This window comes from Pseudoxanthomonas sp. z9 (assembly GCF_006542425.1).
Taxonomy (GTDB): Bacteria; Pseudomonadota; Gammaproteobacteria; order Xanthomonadales; family Xanthomonadaceae; genus Pseudoxanthomonas_A.
On the sequence record NZ_VFID01000002.1, the window covers coordinates 171,818 to 186,707 of the forward strand.

Genomic DNA, 14,890 nt, shown 5'->3' on the forward strand with positions numbered 1-14,890 from the left:
GGAATGAAAATCGAACAGACGGAAATCCTGATCATCGGCGCGGGCCCGGCGGGCTCGGTGGCGGCGGCGATGCTGCGCCAGCAGGGACGCCGCGTGCTGATCCTGGAACGCGAGCAGTTCCCGCGCTTCTCCATCGGCGAGAGCCTGCTGCCGCAGAGCATGGAATACATCGAGGCCGCCGGGCTGCTGCAGGACGTGGTGGAAGCCGGCTTCCAGTACAAGAACGGCGCCGCGTTCGTGCGCGGCGAGCGCACCACCCAGTTCGATTTCCGCGACAAGTTCTCGCCGGGCTGGGGCACCACCTACCAGGTGCAGCGCGCCGACTTCGACCACGTACTGGCCAAGGGCGCGGAGCGGATGGGCGCGGAGGTCCGTTATCGCCACGAGGTGCTGGCCGCCGAACCGGGCGAGCGCCCGCGGGTGACTGTGCGTTCGCCGGAGGGCGAGACCTATCAGGTCGAAGCGGACTTCATGCTGGACGCCAGCGGCTTCGGACGGCTGCTGCCCAAGCTGCTGAAACTGGAATCGCCGTCGAATTTCCCGGTGCGCGGGGCCATCTTCACGCACGTTCGCGACCACATCGCGCAGGATGCCGGCTTCGATCGCAACAAGATCCTGATCACCACCCACCCCGAGCACGTCGACGTATGGTATTGGACCATCCCGTTCTCCAATGGCTGCTGCTCGCTGGGCGTGGTCGCGGAAATGGAATTCCTCAACCGCTATCCGGGCACGGAGCTGGAGCGCCTGCAGGCGATCGTCGGCGAGGATCCCAACCTGACCCGGCTGCTGAAGGACGCCGAGTGGGCGGTGCTGCCGGTGCGCCAGATCACCGGTTACTCGGCCAACGTGAACTCGCTGTGGGGGCCGGGCTACGCGCTGCTGGGCAACGCCGGCGAGTTCCTGGATCCGGTGTTCTCCTCGGGCGTGACCATCGCCTTCAAGTCGGCGCAACTCGCGGCCGACTGCCTGCGGCGCCGCTACGCGGGCGAAACGGTGGACTGGGAAACCGACTACTCGATACCGCTGCGCGCGGGCGTGCAGACCTTCCGCCGTTTCGTGGAGGCGTGGTATGCGGGCGGCTTCCAGAAGATCATTTTCCATCCTGACCAGCAGCCGGAGATCCGCCGCATGATCTGCTCGATCCTGGCCGGCTACGCCTGGGATACCCGCAACCCGTACGTCGCCGACACCGGCCGCCGCCTGCGCGTGCTGGAGGAACTGTGCGACGCCTGATCGTCCTGTTGGGCATGCTGTGCCTGCTGGCGGCCTGCACGCACCGCGCGCCGGCACCGGCGGTCGCGTTGCCGCCGCTGCGGCTGGCGCCTGCCGCACTGGGCCAGCCGCTGGCGGTGCAGCAGCGCCTGCATTTCCAGTTCGGCGCGCAGCAACGCGATCTGGATGCCTTGCTGGAAGTGGACGCGCAGGAAGTGCGGCTGGCGGTGCAGGCACTCGGCCAATCCGGCGTGCGCCTGCAATGGGATGGCCGCGAACTGCACCAGCAACGCGCGCCCTGGCTGCCGGCGGCGGTGCGCGGCGAGCGCGTGCTGGATGATCTCCAGTTCGCCCTGTGGCCGCTGGAAGCCGTGCGTGGCGCCTTGCCCGCCGGGTGGCGGGTGGAGGACGATGGCCACGAGCGTCGGCTGCTGCGCGACGGCACCGCCTGGCTGGTGCTGACCCGCGACGCGCCGGACAACCTGCGGCTGCGCAACCTGGCCGAAGGCTACGCGCTGGACATCCAGACCGTGGGCGGAGGGGCCAACCCGTGAACACCGCGCCGGTCTTCCTCAACGAACTCGGCATCACCTGCGCGCTGGGCACCGGCCGCGACGCGGTGGCGACCGCGCTGTTCGCCGGCGAGGCGCCCGGCGGCGTGCGCCTCAGCGAAGCGCTCACCCCCGGGCGACCGCTCATGCTGGGCGCGGTGACCGGCGTCCTGCCGGATCTGTCCGACTGCCCGCTGCCGTTGCGCGGACGCAACAACGCGCTGTTGCGCGGCGCATTCACCCAGATCGCACCGGCCGTGGCCGCCGCCATCGACCGATATGGCGCCGACCGGGTGGCGGTGGTGCTGGGGACCAGCACCTCCGGCATCGGCGAATCCGAACAGGCCTTGCCGTTCAAGCACGAACACGGCAGTTGGCCGGCGGGCTTCCACTACGCCCAGCAGGAAATCGGCACGCCGGCGCGGTTCGTCGCCGCCGAAGCGGGCGTGCACGGTCCGGCCTGGACGATATCGACCGCCTGTTCCTCCAGTGCCAAGGCCCTGGCTTCGGGGGCGCGCCTGCTGCGCGCCGGCATCGTCGACGCGGTGATCGCGGGCGGCGCGGATTCTCTTTGCCGCTTCACCATCGACGGCTTCAGCGCGCTGGAGTCGGTATCGGCCGCCCGCTGCAATCCGTTCTCGCGTCATCGCAACGGCATCAACATCGGCGAGGGCGCCGCGCTGTTCCTGATGACCCGTGAACCCGGACCGGTACGGCTGGCCGGGGGGGGCGAAACCGCCGATGCCCACCACATTTCCGCACCCGAGCCGCAGGGCGTCGGCGCCATCGCCGCGATCGGACAGGCATTGGCGCGCGCGGGCGTGCAGGCCGATGACATCGACTACGTCAACCTGCACGGCACCGCCACGCCGCAGAACGATGCGATGGAAAGCCGCGCGGTCGCCGCGACGATGCGGCCCGGCACGCCGGTGAGTTCGACCAAGCCGCTGACCGGGCACACCCTGGGCGCGGCGGGCGCGATCGAGGCCGGGCTGTCGTGGCTCGCGCTGGCGGCCAATCCCGGACACAAGCTGCCGCCGCACTGGTGGGACGGCGAGGTGGATCCGGAGCTGGCGCCGCTGCACTTCGCCGCACCCGGCGAGCGCGCCGCGCGTCCGCTGCGGCATGTGCTCAGCCATTCTTTCGCCTTTGGCGGCAGCAATGCCGTGCTGCTGCTGGGAGCCGGATGATGAATCTGGACAACGCGCGCCCGTCGCCGGCCGCCGATGCGGCGCATCCGCTGTACGACATCGAACGGGTCATCCCGCACCGCGGCACCCTGCGCCTGATCGACCGCCTGCTCGACTGGGACGATGAGCGGGTGGCGGTCGAGGTGCGGGTCCCGGCCGACGGGCCGTTCAGCGAGGAGGCCGGCGTGCCGGCCTGGGTCGGGGTCGAATACATGGCCCAGGCCATCGCCGCCTGGGCCGGCTGTCGCGCCCGCCAGGCCGGCGGCGAGCCGAGTATCGGTTTCCTGCTGGGCACCCGCCGCTACCAGTCGGCCTGGCCCCATTTCCCGGCCGGCACCCTGCTGCGGGTGGAGGCGATCCGCGAGCTGTTGGGCGACAATGGCCTGGGGATGTTCGCCTGCCGGATCGAGGCGAACGGGGACGAAATCGCAAGCGCCAACGTGTCGGTGTTCGAACCACCGGACGCGATGGCCTATCTGGAGAACGAGCAAGCATGAGTGGAGACTCGACGGTCCTGGTCACCGGGGCCAGCCGTGGCATTGGCCGCGCGATCGCGCTGCGTGCCGCGCAGGACGGGTTCGACGTGGTGGTGCATTACCGCAGCCGGGTGGAGGAAGCCGAGGCCGTGGCCGCGGAGATCCGCGCGCTTGGCCGGCAGGCGCGGGTGATGGGTTTCGACGTGGGCGATCGCGCCGCCGCCGCGCAGGCGCTGGAAGCCGACGTGGCCGCGCACGGCGCCTACTACGGCGTGGTCTGCAACGCGGGCATCGCCCGAGACAACGCCTTCCCGGCGATGAGCGGGGAGGACTGGGACGCGGTGATCCACACCAACCTGGATGCGTTCTACAACGTGCTCAACCCGCTGACCATGCCGATGGTGCGCCGGCGCAAGCCCGGCCGCATCGTCACCCTGTCGTCGGTGTCGGGCCTGGTCGGCAACCGCGGGCAGGCCAACTACAGCGCCGCCAAGGCCGGCATCATCGGCGCGACCAAGGCGCTGGCACTGGAACTGGCCAGCCGCGAAATCACCGTCAACTGCGTCGCGCCGGGGTTGATCAACACCGAGATGGTGGCCGGCGAAGTGGCCGAGGAAGCGCTCAAGCTGATTCCGATGCGGCGCATGGGGCAACCGGAGGAAGTCGCCGCGGTGGTGGCGTTCCTGCTGTCGCCGGCGGCGGCCTACGTGACCCGCCAGGTCATCTCCGTCAACGGAGGGCTGATCGGATGAGCACCCAACTGAAACGCGTGGTAGTCACCGGCGCCGGCACGATCAGCCCGCTCGGCAACGACTGGCCCAGCGTGCACCTGCGCCTGCGCGAGTGCCGCAACGCCGTGCGGCACATGCAAGAGTGGGACATCTACGATGGCCTCAACACCAAGCTGGCCGCGCCGGCCGCCGAGTTCGAATTGCCGCCGCACTACAACCGCAAGACCACCCGCAGCATGGGCCGGGTCGCGCTGATGGCCGTGCGCGCCACCGAACTGGCGTTGGAGCAGGCTGGTTTGCTGGGCGATCCGCTGCTGGGTAGCGGCAAGGTTGGCGTGTCCTACGGTTCGTCCGCCGGTACCCACAGCGCCATCGGCGACTTCGGCCGGATGCTCAACGAGCACACCACCGAAGGCATCAACGCCACCACCTACCTGAAGATGATGAGCCACACCGCGCCGGTCAATATCGGCGTGTTCTTCGGCCTGACCGGCCGGGTCATCACCACCTCCAGCGCCTGTACCTCGGGCAGCCAGGGCATCGGTTCGGCCTACGAGGCGATTCGCTTCGGCAAGCAGATCGCAATGGTCGCCGGCGGCGCCGAACAGCTCGACGCCACCGCCGCGGCGGTGTTCGACACCCTGTTCGCCACCAGCGTGCGCAACGACGATCCGCAGAGCACGCCGCGCCCGTTCGACGCCGGTCGCGACGGGCTGGTGCTGGGCGAGGGCGCCTGCACGCTGATCCTGGAAGAACTGGAACATGCGCGCGCGCGTGGTGCCCACATCCTGGCCGAGGTCGTGGGCTACGGCACCAACAGCGACGGCCAGCACGTCACCCAGCCCAGCGCCGACACCATGGCCGAGGCGATGCAACTGGCGCTGGAAGACGCCGGCCTGACGCCGGACGCCATCGACTACGTCAACGCGCACGGCACCGCCACCGATCACGGCGACATCGCCGAGACCACCGCGACCGCGCAGGTGTTCGGTCCGCGCATTCCGATCAGCTCGCTGAAGAGCTACGTCGGCCACACCCTGGGCGCCTGCGGAGCCTACGAGGCCTGGGCGACCATCCAGATGATGCGCGAGGGCTGGTTCGCCCCCACGCTCAACCTGGAAGCGCGCGATCCGCGCTGCGCCGAGCTGGACTACATTACCGGCGAGGGCCGCGAACTGCGGGCCGAACACGTGATGAGCAACAACTTCGCCTTCGGCGGCATCAACACCTCGCTGATTTTCCGCCGCTGGCAGGAATGACGACCGTCTTTTCCACTACAAGGAGTACCCCGATGAAACGCCTTCTCACCGCCGCCCTGCTGACCCTATCCATCGCCGCGCCGAACGCCTTCGCCGGCGACACCCGCCTGGAACTGCCGCTGCAGGACCTGATCGACTCGCCGCAGGCCAAGGAAGCCGGCATCGACGGCAGCGTGCGTTTCTACCTGTCCGGCCAGGCCCACCCCGCGGTGGTCTCGCGCATGGGCGAGGACGTCTCCAACAAGAAAACCAATGGCGTCGGCAAGAGCGATGTCGAATCCTGCCGCTGGGTCGCCCTGTCGGTGCTCAAGGCCTTCCAGGAAAGCGCCAAGGCGCGCGGCGCCAACGCGGTGGTCGACATCACCAGCTACTTCAAGAAGAACGAATTCAAGAGCCCCACCAATTACGAATGCTACGCCGGCAACATCATGTCGGGCGTGGCGCTGAAGGGGACTTACGCGAAGGTGAAGTGAGGGGACAACGGCCATCGAGAGGGGCCACGGACGATGCCATGAAGATCATCCTCCCGATGTTTTACATCGTCGTTATCGTGAGTTTTCTCGGCACATGGAAGATATTGAAGCGTCTGAAACGCGATTCGCCGGCGGTTTTCAGCGCCGCCGGCATTCGCGAGATTGACTGGTGGTTTTCCTGCCTGCGTGGAGTATTCCGGTTGGCCTTCTCAGGGCTTGCCAATGAGATCGACTGGCGTTCCAGGTCAGTGCTTCGAATTTTCAGCCTCTGTTATGTCCTGCTGATCGTGATCTCGGTTCTTCTCGCTTTTGCGCCACAGGCACTTTACCCGTTGGGAGTCCGGCAATGAGGAGTCGGAGATGATCGGCATTCCTAAGTCGATGTGGTTGATGAATTTCGCCATCATTGCCGGGATGGTGCTATCCGGCGTCGCATTTCTGGCGGGATGGATGACTGCGATTGATCGGTTTTATGCCGTGGCGATCGCAACCGTCGCGGTCAGCTGGGGCGTTGCCGTTTGCGCTTGGATATTCAACATGGTCCGGCAAGCTGGTGGAGCTTATAGGAACATCAGGAGGACGCCGTTTCGCGATCAGATCTGGTAGCCGGAATGACTGGCACGCAGGTTCATCTCAATGCATGCGCTGATGACGAGCATCGAAGCTCATGATTCCTGAGAGGTATCCTGCTCATTCCACTCACTCTTTGAATTTCCATGAGCGAGTTGGCGGTGTGCATTGCGCATGGGGACCGATGCGTGGTGCGTGGTTCCACGCATTGGTTGTGGACACAGAACGCGGGCGCTAGCAGCCCGCGTTTTTGTTACGCGTTGCTGGCGGCTTCGTCCGCTTCGGGTTCGCCGTAGTGGTAGCGCAGGGCGTCCAACATGTCGTTGATGTCCTGGGCGATATAGGCGAAGCAGTCGCTCAGGGCCTGCAAGGGAATCGGCAGGCAGTGATGCTCGTCCTTGCGGAAACGCGGACTGGACAGCGTGGACAGCAGTTTGACGTGATCACGCAGCTGGATCATGTTGAGCTGCGTTTGTTCTTCCAACAGATAGACCATACGTGGGTTGGTCATTGGGACCTCCATTTCTTCGTTGAAGTATCCCGGCACGCGAAAGCGCGGCCGGGAGCCGGGAGTCGAAAAACCGCACACAGGTCGGATGGGCTAATTTCCCTTTCGGGTCTTGTATTCGCCCCCTCCCGGCGAAGACGAAGGCCGCCGGCTGTCACTCAGTGATAAGAAAACCACCGGAATGACGGAGGTAGTACTACTGTGTGGGAGTTTTTCGAACTCCTGATGCCGGAGTCTGCTGATGCGCTTGCGCGATGTCGACTAACTTTGAACGTTTTCGATTCAATGTTTCTGTTGTCACGGAAGTGGCGCAGCCGCGTTGTGTGCCGGATGTATCTGAATGGGGCGGAATGAAGATACGAGCGGTGAGTTCGTACAACGTTGGCGAACGAAGGGGAAGGCGCTGAAGAAAGCACTCACGCCCGCCACCGCGATGTTCTGCCCCTTCCCCCGCGCGCGGGGGAAGGCTGGGATGGGGGCGCATTTCAGCGATCGTTTTCCATTCCTCGCAGTCGGTGTGGTGGTGTGGTTCCGACGTTGGTTGTCATGGCTCGGGATTCTTCCGCTTGCCCCCACCCCAACCCTCCCCCGCAGGCGGGGGAGGGGGCTGTGTGCGTGCCGCTGCGATCGCGAGGTTTTTGCCCCTTCCCCCGCGTGCGGGGGAAGGCTGGGATGGGGGCGCTTTTCATCGGTCGCTGTCCATCACTCGCCGTCGGTGTGCTGTGTTTCCGAAGCTGGTTGTCATGGCTCGGGATTTTTCCGCTTGCCCCAACCCCAACCCTCCCCGCGCGCGGGGGAGGGCCTATGTGTGCTGCGCCGAACGCGCGCGGCGCTCGATGACGTTGAGCAGCGGGCCGGTCATCGCGGTGGTGACCAGCGCCATGATCACCAGTACGGCGAACAGGCGGTCACCAATCAGGCCCATCTCATAGCCGAGATTGAGCACGATCAGTTCCATCAGGCCACGCGTGTTCATCAGCGCGCCCAGGCGCAGCGCGTCGGTCCGCGGCATGCCCGCGCTGCGCGCGGCCAGCCAGGTGCCCAGGCCCTTGCCGAGGCTGGCGACGAGGATCACGACCACGCATAGAAGCAGGTCGCCGGCCTGCCAGCCGTCCACGCGCAGGCGCAGCCCGGTCATGGCGAAGAACAGCGGCAGCAGCAGCGAGATGGCGAAGGGTTCGACCTTCTGGATCAGCAGTTCGCGCAGGCGGGCATTGCCGGATACCGCGATGCCGGCCAGGAAGGCGCCGAACAAGGCGTGGATGCCCAGCAGTTCGGTGACCAGTGCGGCGGCCAGCGCCATCAGCAACAGTCCGATCAGGTGGCGGCCTTCGCGTTCGGGAGCCACTTCCTGGCGGGACAGCCACGGCCGCACCAGCGCGATCATCGCGGCGGCGAACGCCAGCGTGCCCAGCAGGCTGATCAGCGCCGCACTCCAGCCGCTGGCCTGCACCGAGGCGACGATGGCGGCCAGCAGGCACCACGCGCTGGCGTCGCCCAGTGCGGCGCAGGCGACCGCGATGCGGCCGAGCGGGGTGTGGGTGATGCCGCGGTCGGACAGGATGCGCAGCAGCACCGGAAAGGCGGTGATGCTGAGCGACACACCCATGAACAGCGCGAAGTTGGCAAAGCCGACACCGGCCGGCGCATGCGCGTTGAACAGCACGAACGCCAGCAGCACGCCGCACAGGAACGGCAAGGCGATGCCACTGTGGCTGACCAGCACGGCGAAGGCGCGGCGGCCATGCAGGGTGGACAGTTCCAGTTCCGCGCCGGCGACGAACAGGAACATCAGCACGCCCAACTGGCTGATCAAGCCAAGCGCACCGAGCGAACCGGGCGCGAACAGCCAGGCCTGGGTCTCCGGCATCACCGCACCGAACAGCAGCGGCCCCAGCAGCAGGCCGGCGGCCATTTCGCCGATGACGGCCGGTTGGCCGAAGCGGCGCAGCAGCCAGCCCGCGCCCTTCGCCGCCGACAGCACCACCAGCAATTGCAGCAGGAACAGCGACAGCGGCGTGCCGGTGCCCGCATGCGCGGTGTCGGCGACGGGCGCCGCCGAGGGCGCGGACACCGGCAGCGGCCAGCGCGAGAGCAGCAGCGCCGCCAGCAGCGGCACGGCGACCAGCAGCAGGTAGCGCCAGGGGGAGGTTGCGCCGGACCGTATCTGCGAATCTTCCATGTACCGCTGGACCCCGCGCCTGAAGGATGCGCCGCATTCTAGCGGCGCATCCGTTCACGGGAGCAGCGGCTTCAGGCGGCCATCGGCAGCGATTGGTGGCGCAGGCGCAGCGCGTTGGCGACCACCGAGGCCGAGCTCAGGCTCATCGCCAGCGCGGCCAGCATCGGTGAGAGCAGCGGACCGCCGAACAGGTACAGCAGGCCGGCGGCGACCGGCACGCCCAGGGCGTTGTAGAAGAATGCGAAGCCCAGGTTCTGGCGCATGTTGCGCACGGTTGCTTCCGACAGTGCCTTGGCGCGGACGATGCCGCCCAGATCGCCCTTGACCAGGGTGACCTGCGCGCTGGACATCGCCACGTCGGTGCCGGTGCCCATGGCGATGCCGACGTCGGCGGAGGCGAGGGCGGGGGCGTCGTTGATGCCGTCGCCGGCCATTGCGACCACCCGGCCTTCGGCCTTCAGACGGGCGACCAGCGCGGCCTTGTCGGCCGGACGCACTTCGCCGTGGACCTCGTCGATGCCGACCTGCGACGCCACCGCCTGCGCGGTGCGCTCGCCGTCGCCGGTCGCCATCACGATGCGCACGCCGATGGCCTGCAACGCGCGCAGCGCCGAGGGCGTGGTGATCTTGATCGGGTCGGCCACCGCGATCAGGCCGGCGGCGCGGCCGTCCACGGCCAGGAACATCACGCTGGCGCCTTCCGCGCGCAGGCGGCGGGCGTCGGCATCCAGCGCCGACACGTCCACGCCGGCTTCCTGCATCAGCGCGGTGTTGCCCAGCGCCAGTGCGTGGCCGTCCACGTGGCCGCGCACGCCGATGCCGCTGGAGGATTCGAAGTCCTGCGCGGTCGACAGCGCAATGCCGCGTTCGCGCGCTTCGGCGACGATGGCGTGCGCCAGCGGATGTTCGCTGCCGGCGTCCAGGCTGGCGGCCAGCCGCAGCGCTTCGTTCTCCTCGAATCCGCTGGCCGGAATCAGGACGCGGAACGCCGGACGGCCTTCGGTGAGCGTGCCGGTCTTGTCGACGATGAGGGTATCGACCTTGCGCAGGGTCTCGATGGCCTCGGCGTCGCGGAACAGCACGCCCAGCTGGGCGGCACGGCCGGTCGAGACCATGATCGACATCGGCGTGGCCAGGCCCAGCGCACAGGGGCAGGCGATGATCAGCACCGAGACCGCGTTGAGTACGGCATAGGTCCACGAAGGTTCCGGACCGAACAGGCCCCAGCCCAGGAAGGTCAGCACGGCCGCGGCCAGCACCGCCAGCACGAACCAGAACGACACCTTGTCGGCCAGCCGCTGCATCGGCGCGCGCGAGCGTTGCGCCTGCGCCACCAGTTGCACGATCTGGGCGAGCACGCTGTCGCTGCCGACCCGCTCGGCGCGGATGATCAGGCTACCGGAGCCGTTGATGGTGGCGCCGATGACGCTGTCGCCGTTTTCCTTGGACACCGGTACCGGTTCGCCGGTCAGCATCGACTCGTCGATGTGCGAGCGCCCTTCGATCACCACGCCGTCCACCGGCACCTTTTCGCCGGGACGCACGCGCAGGCGATCGCCGACGTGGACGTGCGAGAGTTCGATGTCCTCTTCCTGGCCGTCCTCGCGCAGGCGGCGGGCGGTCTTGGGGGCGAGTCCGAGCAGCGCCTTGATCGCCGCCGAGGTCTGCGAGCGCGCCTTCAGTTCCAGCAACTGGCCCAGCAGGGTCAGCGAGACGATGATCGCGGCGGCCTCGAAGTACACGCCGACCCGGCCGTGCTCGTGGAACGAGGCGGGGAACAGATCCGGCGCCACCGTCGCCACCACGCTGTAGCCGTAGGCGGCGCCGACGCCGGTACCGATCAGCGTCCACATGTTGGGGCTGCGGTTGCGGATGGATTGCGCCCAGCGCTGGAAGAACGGCCAGGCCGCCCACAGCACTACCGGCGTGCTGAGTACCAGTTCGATCCAGGTGCGCGTGGTCGGCGACAGGCCGTGGAAGTACTGGCCGAACATCGCCAGCACCAGGGTCGCCACGCTCAGCGGCAGGGTCCACCAGAAGCGGCGGCGGAAGTCGGTGAGTTCCGGATTCTCGCCGTCATCCAGCGAAGGCATCATCGGCTCCAGCGCCATGCCGCAGATCGGGCAGGTGCCGGGACCGTCGCGGACGATTTCCGGATGCATGGGGCAGGTGTACTGCGCGCCGGGCACGGCCGGTTCGGGCTCGCGTTTCGGCGCCAGCCAGCGGGGCGGATCGGCGACGAATTTGGCGCGGCAGCCGGCCGAGCAGAAGTGGTAGGCCTGGCCGGCGTGTTCGGCGTGGTGAGCGGTGGTGGTCGGATCCACGCGCATGCCGCAGACCGGATCGATCACGGTGCCCGCGGCGTGTGCGGCGTGAGGGTGTGCGTGATCATGAGCGGCGTAGGAAGGCACGGTGGCGTGGTGATGGGCATGTCCGTGCGCGTGGTCGTTGGAGCCCGCATGCGCGTGGTCGGCATCGCCACCGTGGCAGCACGTGTCATTAGCCTTCGCCGCACTGGCGGTTTCGGCTTTTCCGGTGCCGCAGCACGCCGATGCCTTCTCTTCGGCGGCATGCGCGGTGAGGAACCGCGCCGGCTCGGTGACGAACTTGTCGCGGCAGCCGGCCGAGCAGAAGTAATAGGTCTGGCCGTCGTGTTCGACGTGATGCGGCGCGGTCGCCGGATCCACGCTCATGCCGCAGACCGGATCACGAACGGCGGCGGTCGGGGAGGAAGAGGAACCGCCACCGCAGCATCCGCCTTGCGCCTTGTTGGCATCCGGCTTGTCGTGCGAATGGCAGGACCCGCTCATTTCGGTTCCTCGGCGAGGGCGGCCACGATCGGGCATTCGCTCAGATCGCCATGGCCCGGACAGGCGTCGACCAGGGTGCGCAGCGCGTCGCGCATGCGGGTCATCTCGGCCAGGCGCTCCTCGACGACGGCCAGCTTGCTGGCGGCGGCGGCCTTCATCTGGCCCATGTCCTCGCGTCCGGCGCTGATGTCCAGCAGATCGCGGACCTCGTCCAGGGTGAAGCCGAGCGCCTTGGCGCGGCGGATGAAGGTCAGGCGGGTGACGTCCGAGCCTTCATAGCGGCGGTAGCCGGCGGGGCTGCGGCTGGGCGGCGGCAGCAGCTGCTGGCGCTCGTAGTAGCGGACGGTATCGATGGGCACGCCCGCCAGGCGTGCCAATTGGCCGATGTTCATAGCGTTCTCCGGTTCGGAATGACGCCATTCTGCACCCTTGACCTTGGTCAAGAGTCAAGGGTTTTGTTGCGCTGGCGGGCTCAACCGCGGATGGCGTGCGCCGCGCGGTGGATCAAGCGGGCGGCGACCCGGGCGGTGCCGTTGTCGCGGTCGAACGGTGGCGACAGCTCCGCCACGTCCATCAGCGCGACCTTGCCGGTGGCCGCGATGGTTTCCAGCAGCGGCTCCAGCACCTCCAGCGGCACGCCGCGGGCGCTGGGGGCGCTGACCCCGGGCGCCATCGCGTGCGGCAGCACGTCCAGGCAGATGGTCAGGTAGATCAGGTCGACATCGCGCAGCCAGTCGGCCACGCGCTGCTGGCACAGGTCCAGCCGCCGCATGTCCATCTCGTCGTCGAGCAGATAGCGCACGCCCCGCTGGCGGGCGGTCTCGAACAACTGGCGGGTATTGGCCGAGGCGCTGATGCCCAGGCACAGGTACTGCGCGTCCAGGCCGATGCCGGCGGCGTGATCCAGCGCCTGCAGGAACGGCGTGCCGGAACTGCCGACCGGTTGCTGGCGCAGATCGAAATGCGCGTCGAAGTTGACGATGCCCACGCGCGGGCGGCGCTCGCGCAGGTGGCCGACCAGGCCCTGGTAGCTGGCGAAAGCGATCTCGTGCCCGCCCCCCAGGCCGATCGGCAGGTGGCCGGCGTCGAGCAGGGCGGCGACGCGGGCGCCGAATGCCGCCTGCGCGCCTTCCAGATCCTCGCCTTCGCAGATCACGTCGCCCGCGTCGTACAGCGGGGCGTCGTCGCGCACCGGCAGGTTCGACAGCGCCGCGCGCAGGACCATCGGGCCCTGCGCCGCGCCGGTGCGGCCGTTGTTGCGGCGGATGCCCTCGTCGCAGGCGAAACCCACCAGCGCTACGCCGGCGCGCGCGCGCGCCTCGGGCGTGGCGACGATCTGGTGCCAGCGGCGGGTGTCGCCGTCGCCGGGCGGGTCGATGCGGCCTTTCCAGCCTGGAATCACGCGGATACCCCGAGCGGCATGTCGACGAAGGCGGTCAATGTACCGCTGGCGACCAGCGCTTCCAATGCCTGCATTTCCGGCGCCAGGTAGCGGTCCTCACCGTAGTGCGGGACTTCCGCGCGGACGCGGGCGTGGGCGGCTTCGAGCAGATCGGAAGACTTCAGCGGACGGCGGAAATCGATGCCCTGGGCGGCGGCCAGCAGCTCGATGGCGACGATGCGGCGCACGTTGGTCGCCACGTCGCCGGCCTTGCGCGCGGCGAAGGTCGCCATGCTGACGTGATCCTCCTGGTTGGCCGAGGTGGGCAGCGAATCGACACTGGCGGGATGGGCGAGGGTCTTGTTCTCGCTGGCGAGCGCGGCGGCGGTGACGTGGGCGATCATGAAACCGGAGTTGATGCCCGGCTCGGCCACCAGGAAGGCCGGCAGGCCGGAAATGCTGGCGTCGATCAACAGGGCGATGCGGCGTTCGGACAGCGCGCCGACTTCGGAGACGGCAATCGTGATCTGGTCGGCGGCGAAGGCCACCGGCTCGGCGTGGAAGTTGCCGCCGGAGATCACGTCGCCGGTGTCGGTGAACACCAGCGGGTTGTCGGACACCGCGTTGGCTTCGATCCACAGCGTGCGCGCGGCCTGCTGCAACTGGTCGCGGCAGGCGCCCATGACCTGCGGCTGGCAGCGCAGGCTGTAGGGATCCTGCACGCGGGTGTCGTTGTGGCGGTGCGATTCGCGGATGGCGCTGCCGCGCAGCAGGCGCAGGTATTCGGCGGCGACCTCGATCTGGCCGGGCTGGCCGCGCACGGCGTGGATGCGCGGATCGAACGGCGCGTCGGAACCGCAGGCCGCGTCCACGCTCAGCGCGCCGGCCAGTACCGCGGCCGAGTAGACCTGCTCGGCCGCGAACAGGGCGCGCAGGGCGATGCCGGTGGAGACCTGGGTGCCGTTGAGCAGGGCCAGGCCTTCCTTGGCGGCGAGTTTGATCGGGGCGATGCCCGCGGCGCGCAGCGCGTCACCGGCGTCGCGCAGTTCACCGTTGACGCGGACCTGGCCTTCGCCCATCGCGGCCAGGCTCAGGTGCGACAGCGGCGCCAGATCGCCGGAGGCGCCGACCGAGCCCTGCGAGGGAATGCACGGCCAGATCTGCGCGTTGTACATCGCGATCAGTGCTTGCAGGGTCTGCTCCCGCACGCCGGAAAAACCGCGCGCCAGTGAAGCGATCTTCAGCGCCAGGATTAGGCGCACGGTGTCGTCGTCCAGCAGCGGGCCCATGCCGACCGCGTGCGAGCGCACCAGGTTGGTCTGCAGCTGTTCCAACTGGTCGACCGGGATGTGCACCTTGGCGAGCTTGCCGAAGCCGGTATTGATGCCGTATGCCGGCGCGCCGGCGGCGACGATCGACTGCACCGTTTCGGCGGAGGCGCGCACCGCAGGCAGGCAGGCCGGATCCAGCTGGATCGGCTCGAACGTGTTGGCGATGGTGCGGATCTGGGCCAGCGACAACTGGCCGGGAACGAGATTCAACAT

The 14,890-nt window shown here is 68.2% G+C and carries 15 protein-coding genes; 9 read left to right on the forward strand and 6 right to left on the reverse strand.

Annotated elements, in window-relative coordinates:
- Window positions 1-3 precede the first annotated feature (3 nt).
- Genes FG323_RS01795 through FG323_RS01835 form a run of 9 tightly spaced genes read left to right on the forward strand, consistent with a single transcriptional unit; the run spans window position 4 to window position 6,501 of the window.
- Window positions 4-1,236 (forward strand): NAD(P)/FAD-dependent oxidoreductase, encoded by a 1,233-nt coding sequence (locus FG323_RS01795; protein ID WP_141452721.1) that lies wholly within the window; start codon window positions 4-6, stop codon window positions 1,234-1,236.
- A 14-nt stretch (window positions 1,237-1,250) separates the two neighbouring features.
- Window positions 1,251-1,769, forward strand: a complete 519-nt coding sequence (locus FG323_RS01800) for a DUF3261 domain-containing protein (RefSeq protein WP_141452871.1) — start codon at window positions 1,251-1,253, stop codon at window positions 1,767-1,769.
- Entirely contained in the window at window positions 1,766-2,956 is a 1,191-nt protein-coding gene (locus FG323_RS01805) for a beta-ketoacyl-[acyl-carrier-protein] synthase family protein (protein WP_141452722.1), read from the forward strand. The genes FG323_RS01800 and FG323_RS01805 overlap by 4 nt, the downstream gene beginning before the upstream one ends.
- A complete protein-coding gene (locus FG323_RS01810) occupies window positions 2,956-3,453 on the forward strand; it encodes a hotdog family protein (protein WP_141452723.1) in 498 nt (165 codons plus the stop codon). The genes FG323_RS01805 and FG323_RS01810 overlap by 1 nt, the downstream gene beginning before the upstream one ends.
- Window positions 3,450-4,184: a 3-ketoacyl-ACP reductase FabG2 gene (locus FG323_RS01815; protein WP_141452724.1), complete on the forward strand. Its 735-nt coding sequence runs from the start codon at window positions 3,450-3,452 to the stop codon at window positions 4,182-4,184. The genes FG323_RS01810 and FG323_RS01815 overlap by 4 nt, the downstream gene beginning before the upstream one ends.
- Window positions 4,181-5,422, forward strand: coding sequence for a beta-ketoacyl-ACP synthase (locus FG323_RS01820; protein ID WP_141452725.1), 1,242 nt, complete (start codon window positions 4,181-4,183; stop codon window positions 5,420-5,422). Before FG323_RS01815 ends, FG323_RS01820 begins: the two co-directional genes overlap by 4 nt.
- A 32-nt stretch (window positions 5,423-5,454) precedes the next feature.
- Window positions 5,455-5,895 (forward strand): excinuclease ATPase subunit, encoded by a 441-nt coding sequence (locus tag FG323_RS01825; protein ID WP_141452726.1) that lies wholly within the window; start codon window positions 5,455-5,457, stop codon window positions 5,893-5,895.
- 38 nt (window positions 5,896-5,933) lie between these two features.
- The gene (locus FG323_RS01830; protein WP_141452727.1) at window positions 5,934-6,245 is read left to right on the forward strand and encodes a hypothetical protein; all 312 of its coding nucleotides are present in this window, start codon (window positions 5,934-5,936) and stop codon (window positions 6,243-6,245) included.
- A 10-nt stretch (window positions 6,246-6,255) separates the two neighbouring features.
- Window positions 6,256-6,501: a hypothetical protein gene (locus tag FG323_RS01835; RefSeq protein WP_141452728.1), complete on the forward strand. Its 246-nt coding sequence runs from the start codon at window positions 6,256-6,258 to the stop codon at window positions 6,499-6,501.
- 217 nt (window positions 6,502-6,718) lie between these two features.
- Here the strand turns inward: FG323_RS01835 and FG323_RS01840 are convergent, their stop codons facing one another.
- The 6 genes from FG323_RS01840 to hutH form a co-directional block, all read right to left on the reverse strand.
- A complete protein-coding gene (locus tag FG323_RS01840) occupies window positions 6,719-6,976 on the reverse strand; it encodes a hypothetical protein (RefSeq protein WP_141452729.1) in 258 nt (85 codons plus the stop codon).
- A 799-nt stretch (window positions 6,977-7,775) separates the two neighbouring features.
- A complete protein-coding gene (locus FG323_RS01845; RefSeq protein ID WP_141452730.1) occupies window positions 7,776-9,155 on the reverse strand; it encodes a cation:proton antiporter in 1,380 nt (459 codons plus the stop codon).
- A 71-nt stretch (window positions 9,156-9,226) separates the two neighbouring features.
- Complete coding sequence (locus FG323_RS01850) at window positions 9,227-11,965, reverse strand: heavy metal translocating P-type ATPase (RefSeq protein WP_220094110.1); 2,739 nt, start codon at window positions 11,963-11,965, stop codon at window positions 9,227-9,229.
- Window positions 11,962-12,357: a heavy metal-responsive transcriptional regulator gene (locus tag FG323_RS01855; protein WP_141452731.1), complete on the reverse strand. Its 396-nt coding sequence runs from the start codon at window positions 12,355-12,357 to the stop codon at window positions 11,962-11,964. The genes FG323_RS01850 and FG323_RS01855 overlap by 4 nt, the downstream gene beginning before the upstream one ends.
- Window positions 12,358-12,437: 80 nt before the next feature.
- The gene (hutG, locus tag FG323_RS01860; RefSeq protein ID WP_220094111.1) at window positions 12,438-13,367 is read right to left on the reverse strand and encodes a formimidoylglutamase; all 930 of its coding nucleotides are present in this window, start codon (window positions 13,365-13,367) and stop codon (window positions 12,438-12,440) included.
- Window positions 13,364-14,890 (reverse strand): histidine ammonia-lyase, encoded by a 1,527-nt coding sequence (gene hutH / locus FG323_RS01865; RefSeq protein WP_141452733.1) that lies wholly within the window; start codon window positions 14,888-14,890, stop codon window positions 13,364-13,366. The genes hutG and hutH overlap by 4 nt, the downstream gene beginning before the upstream one ends.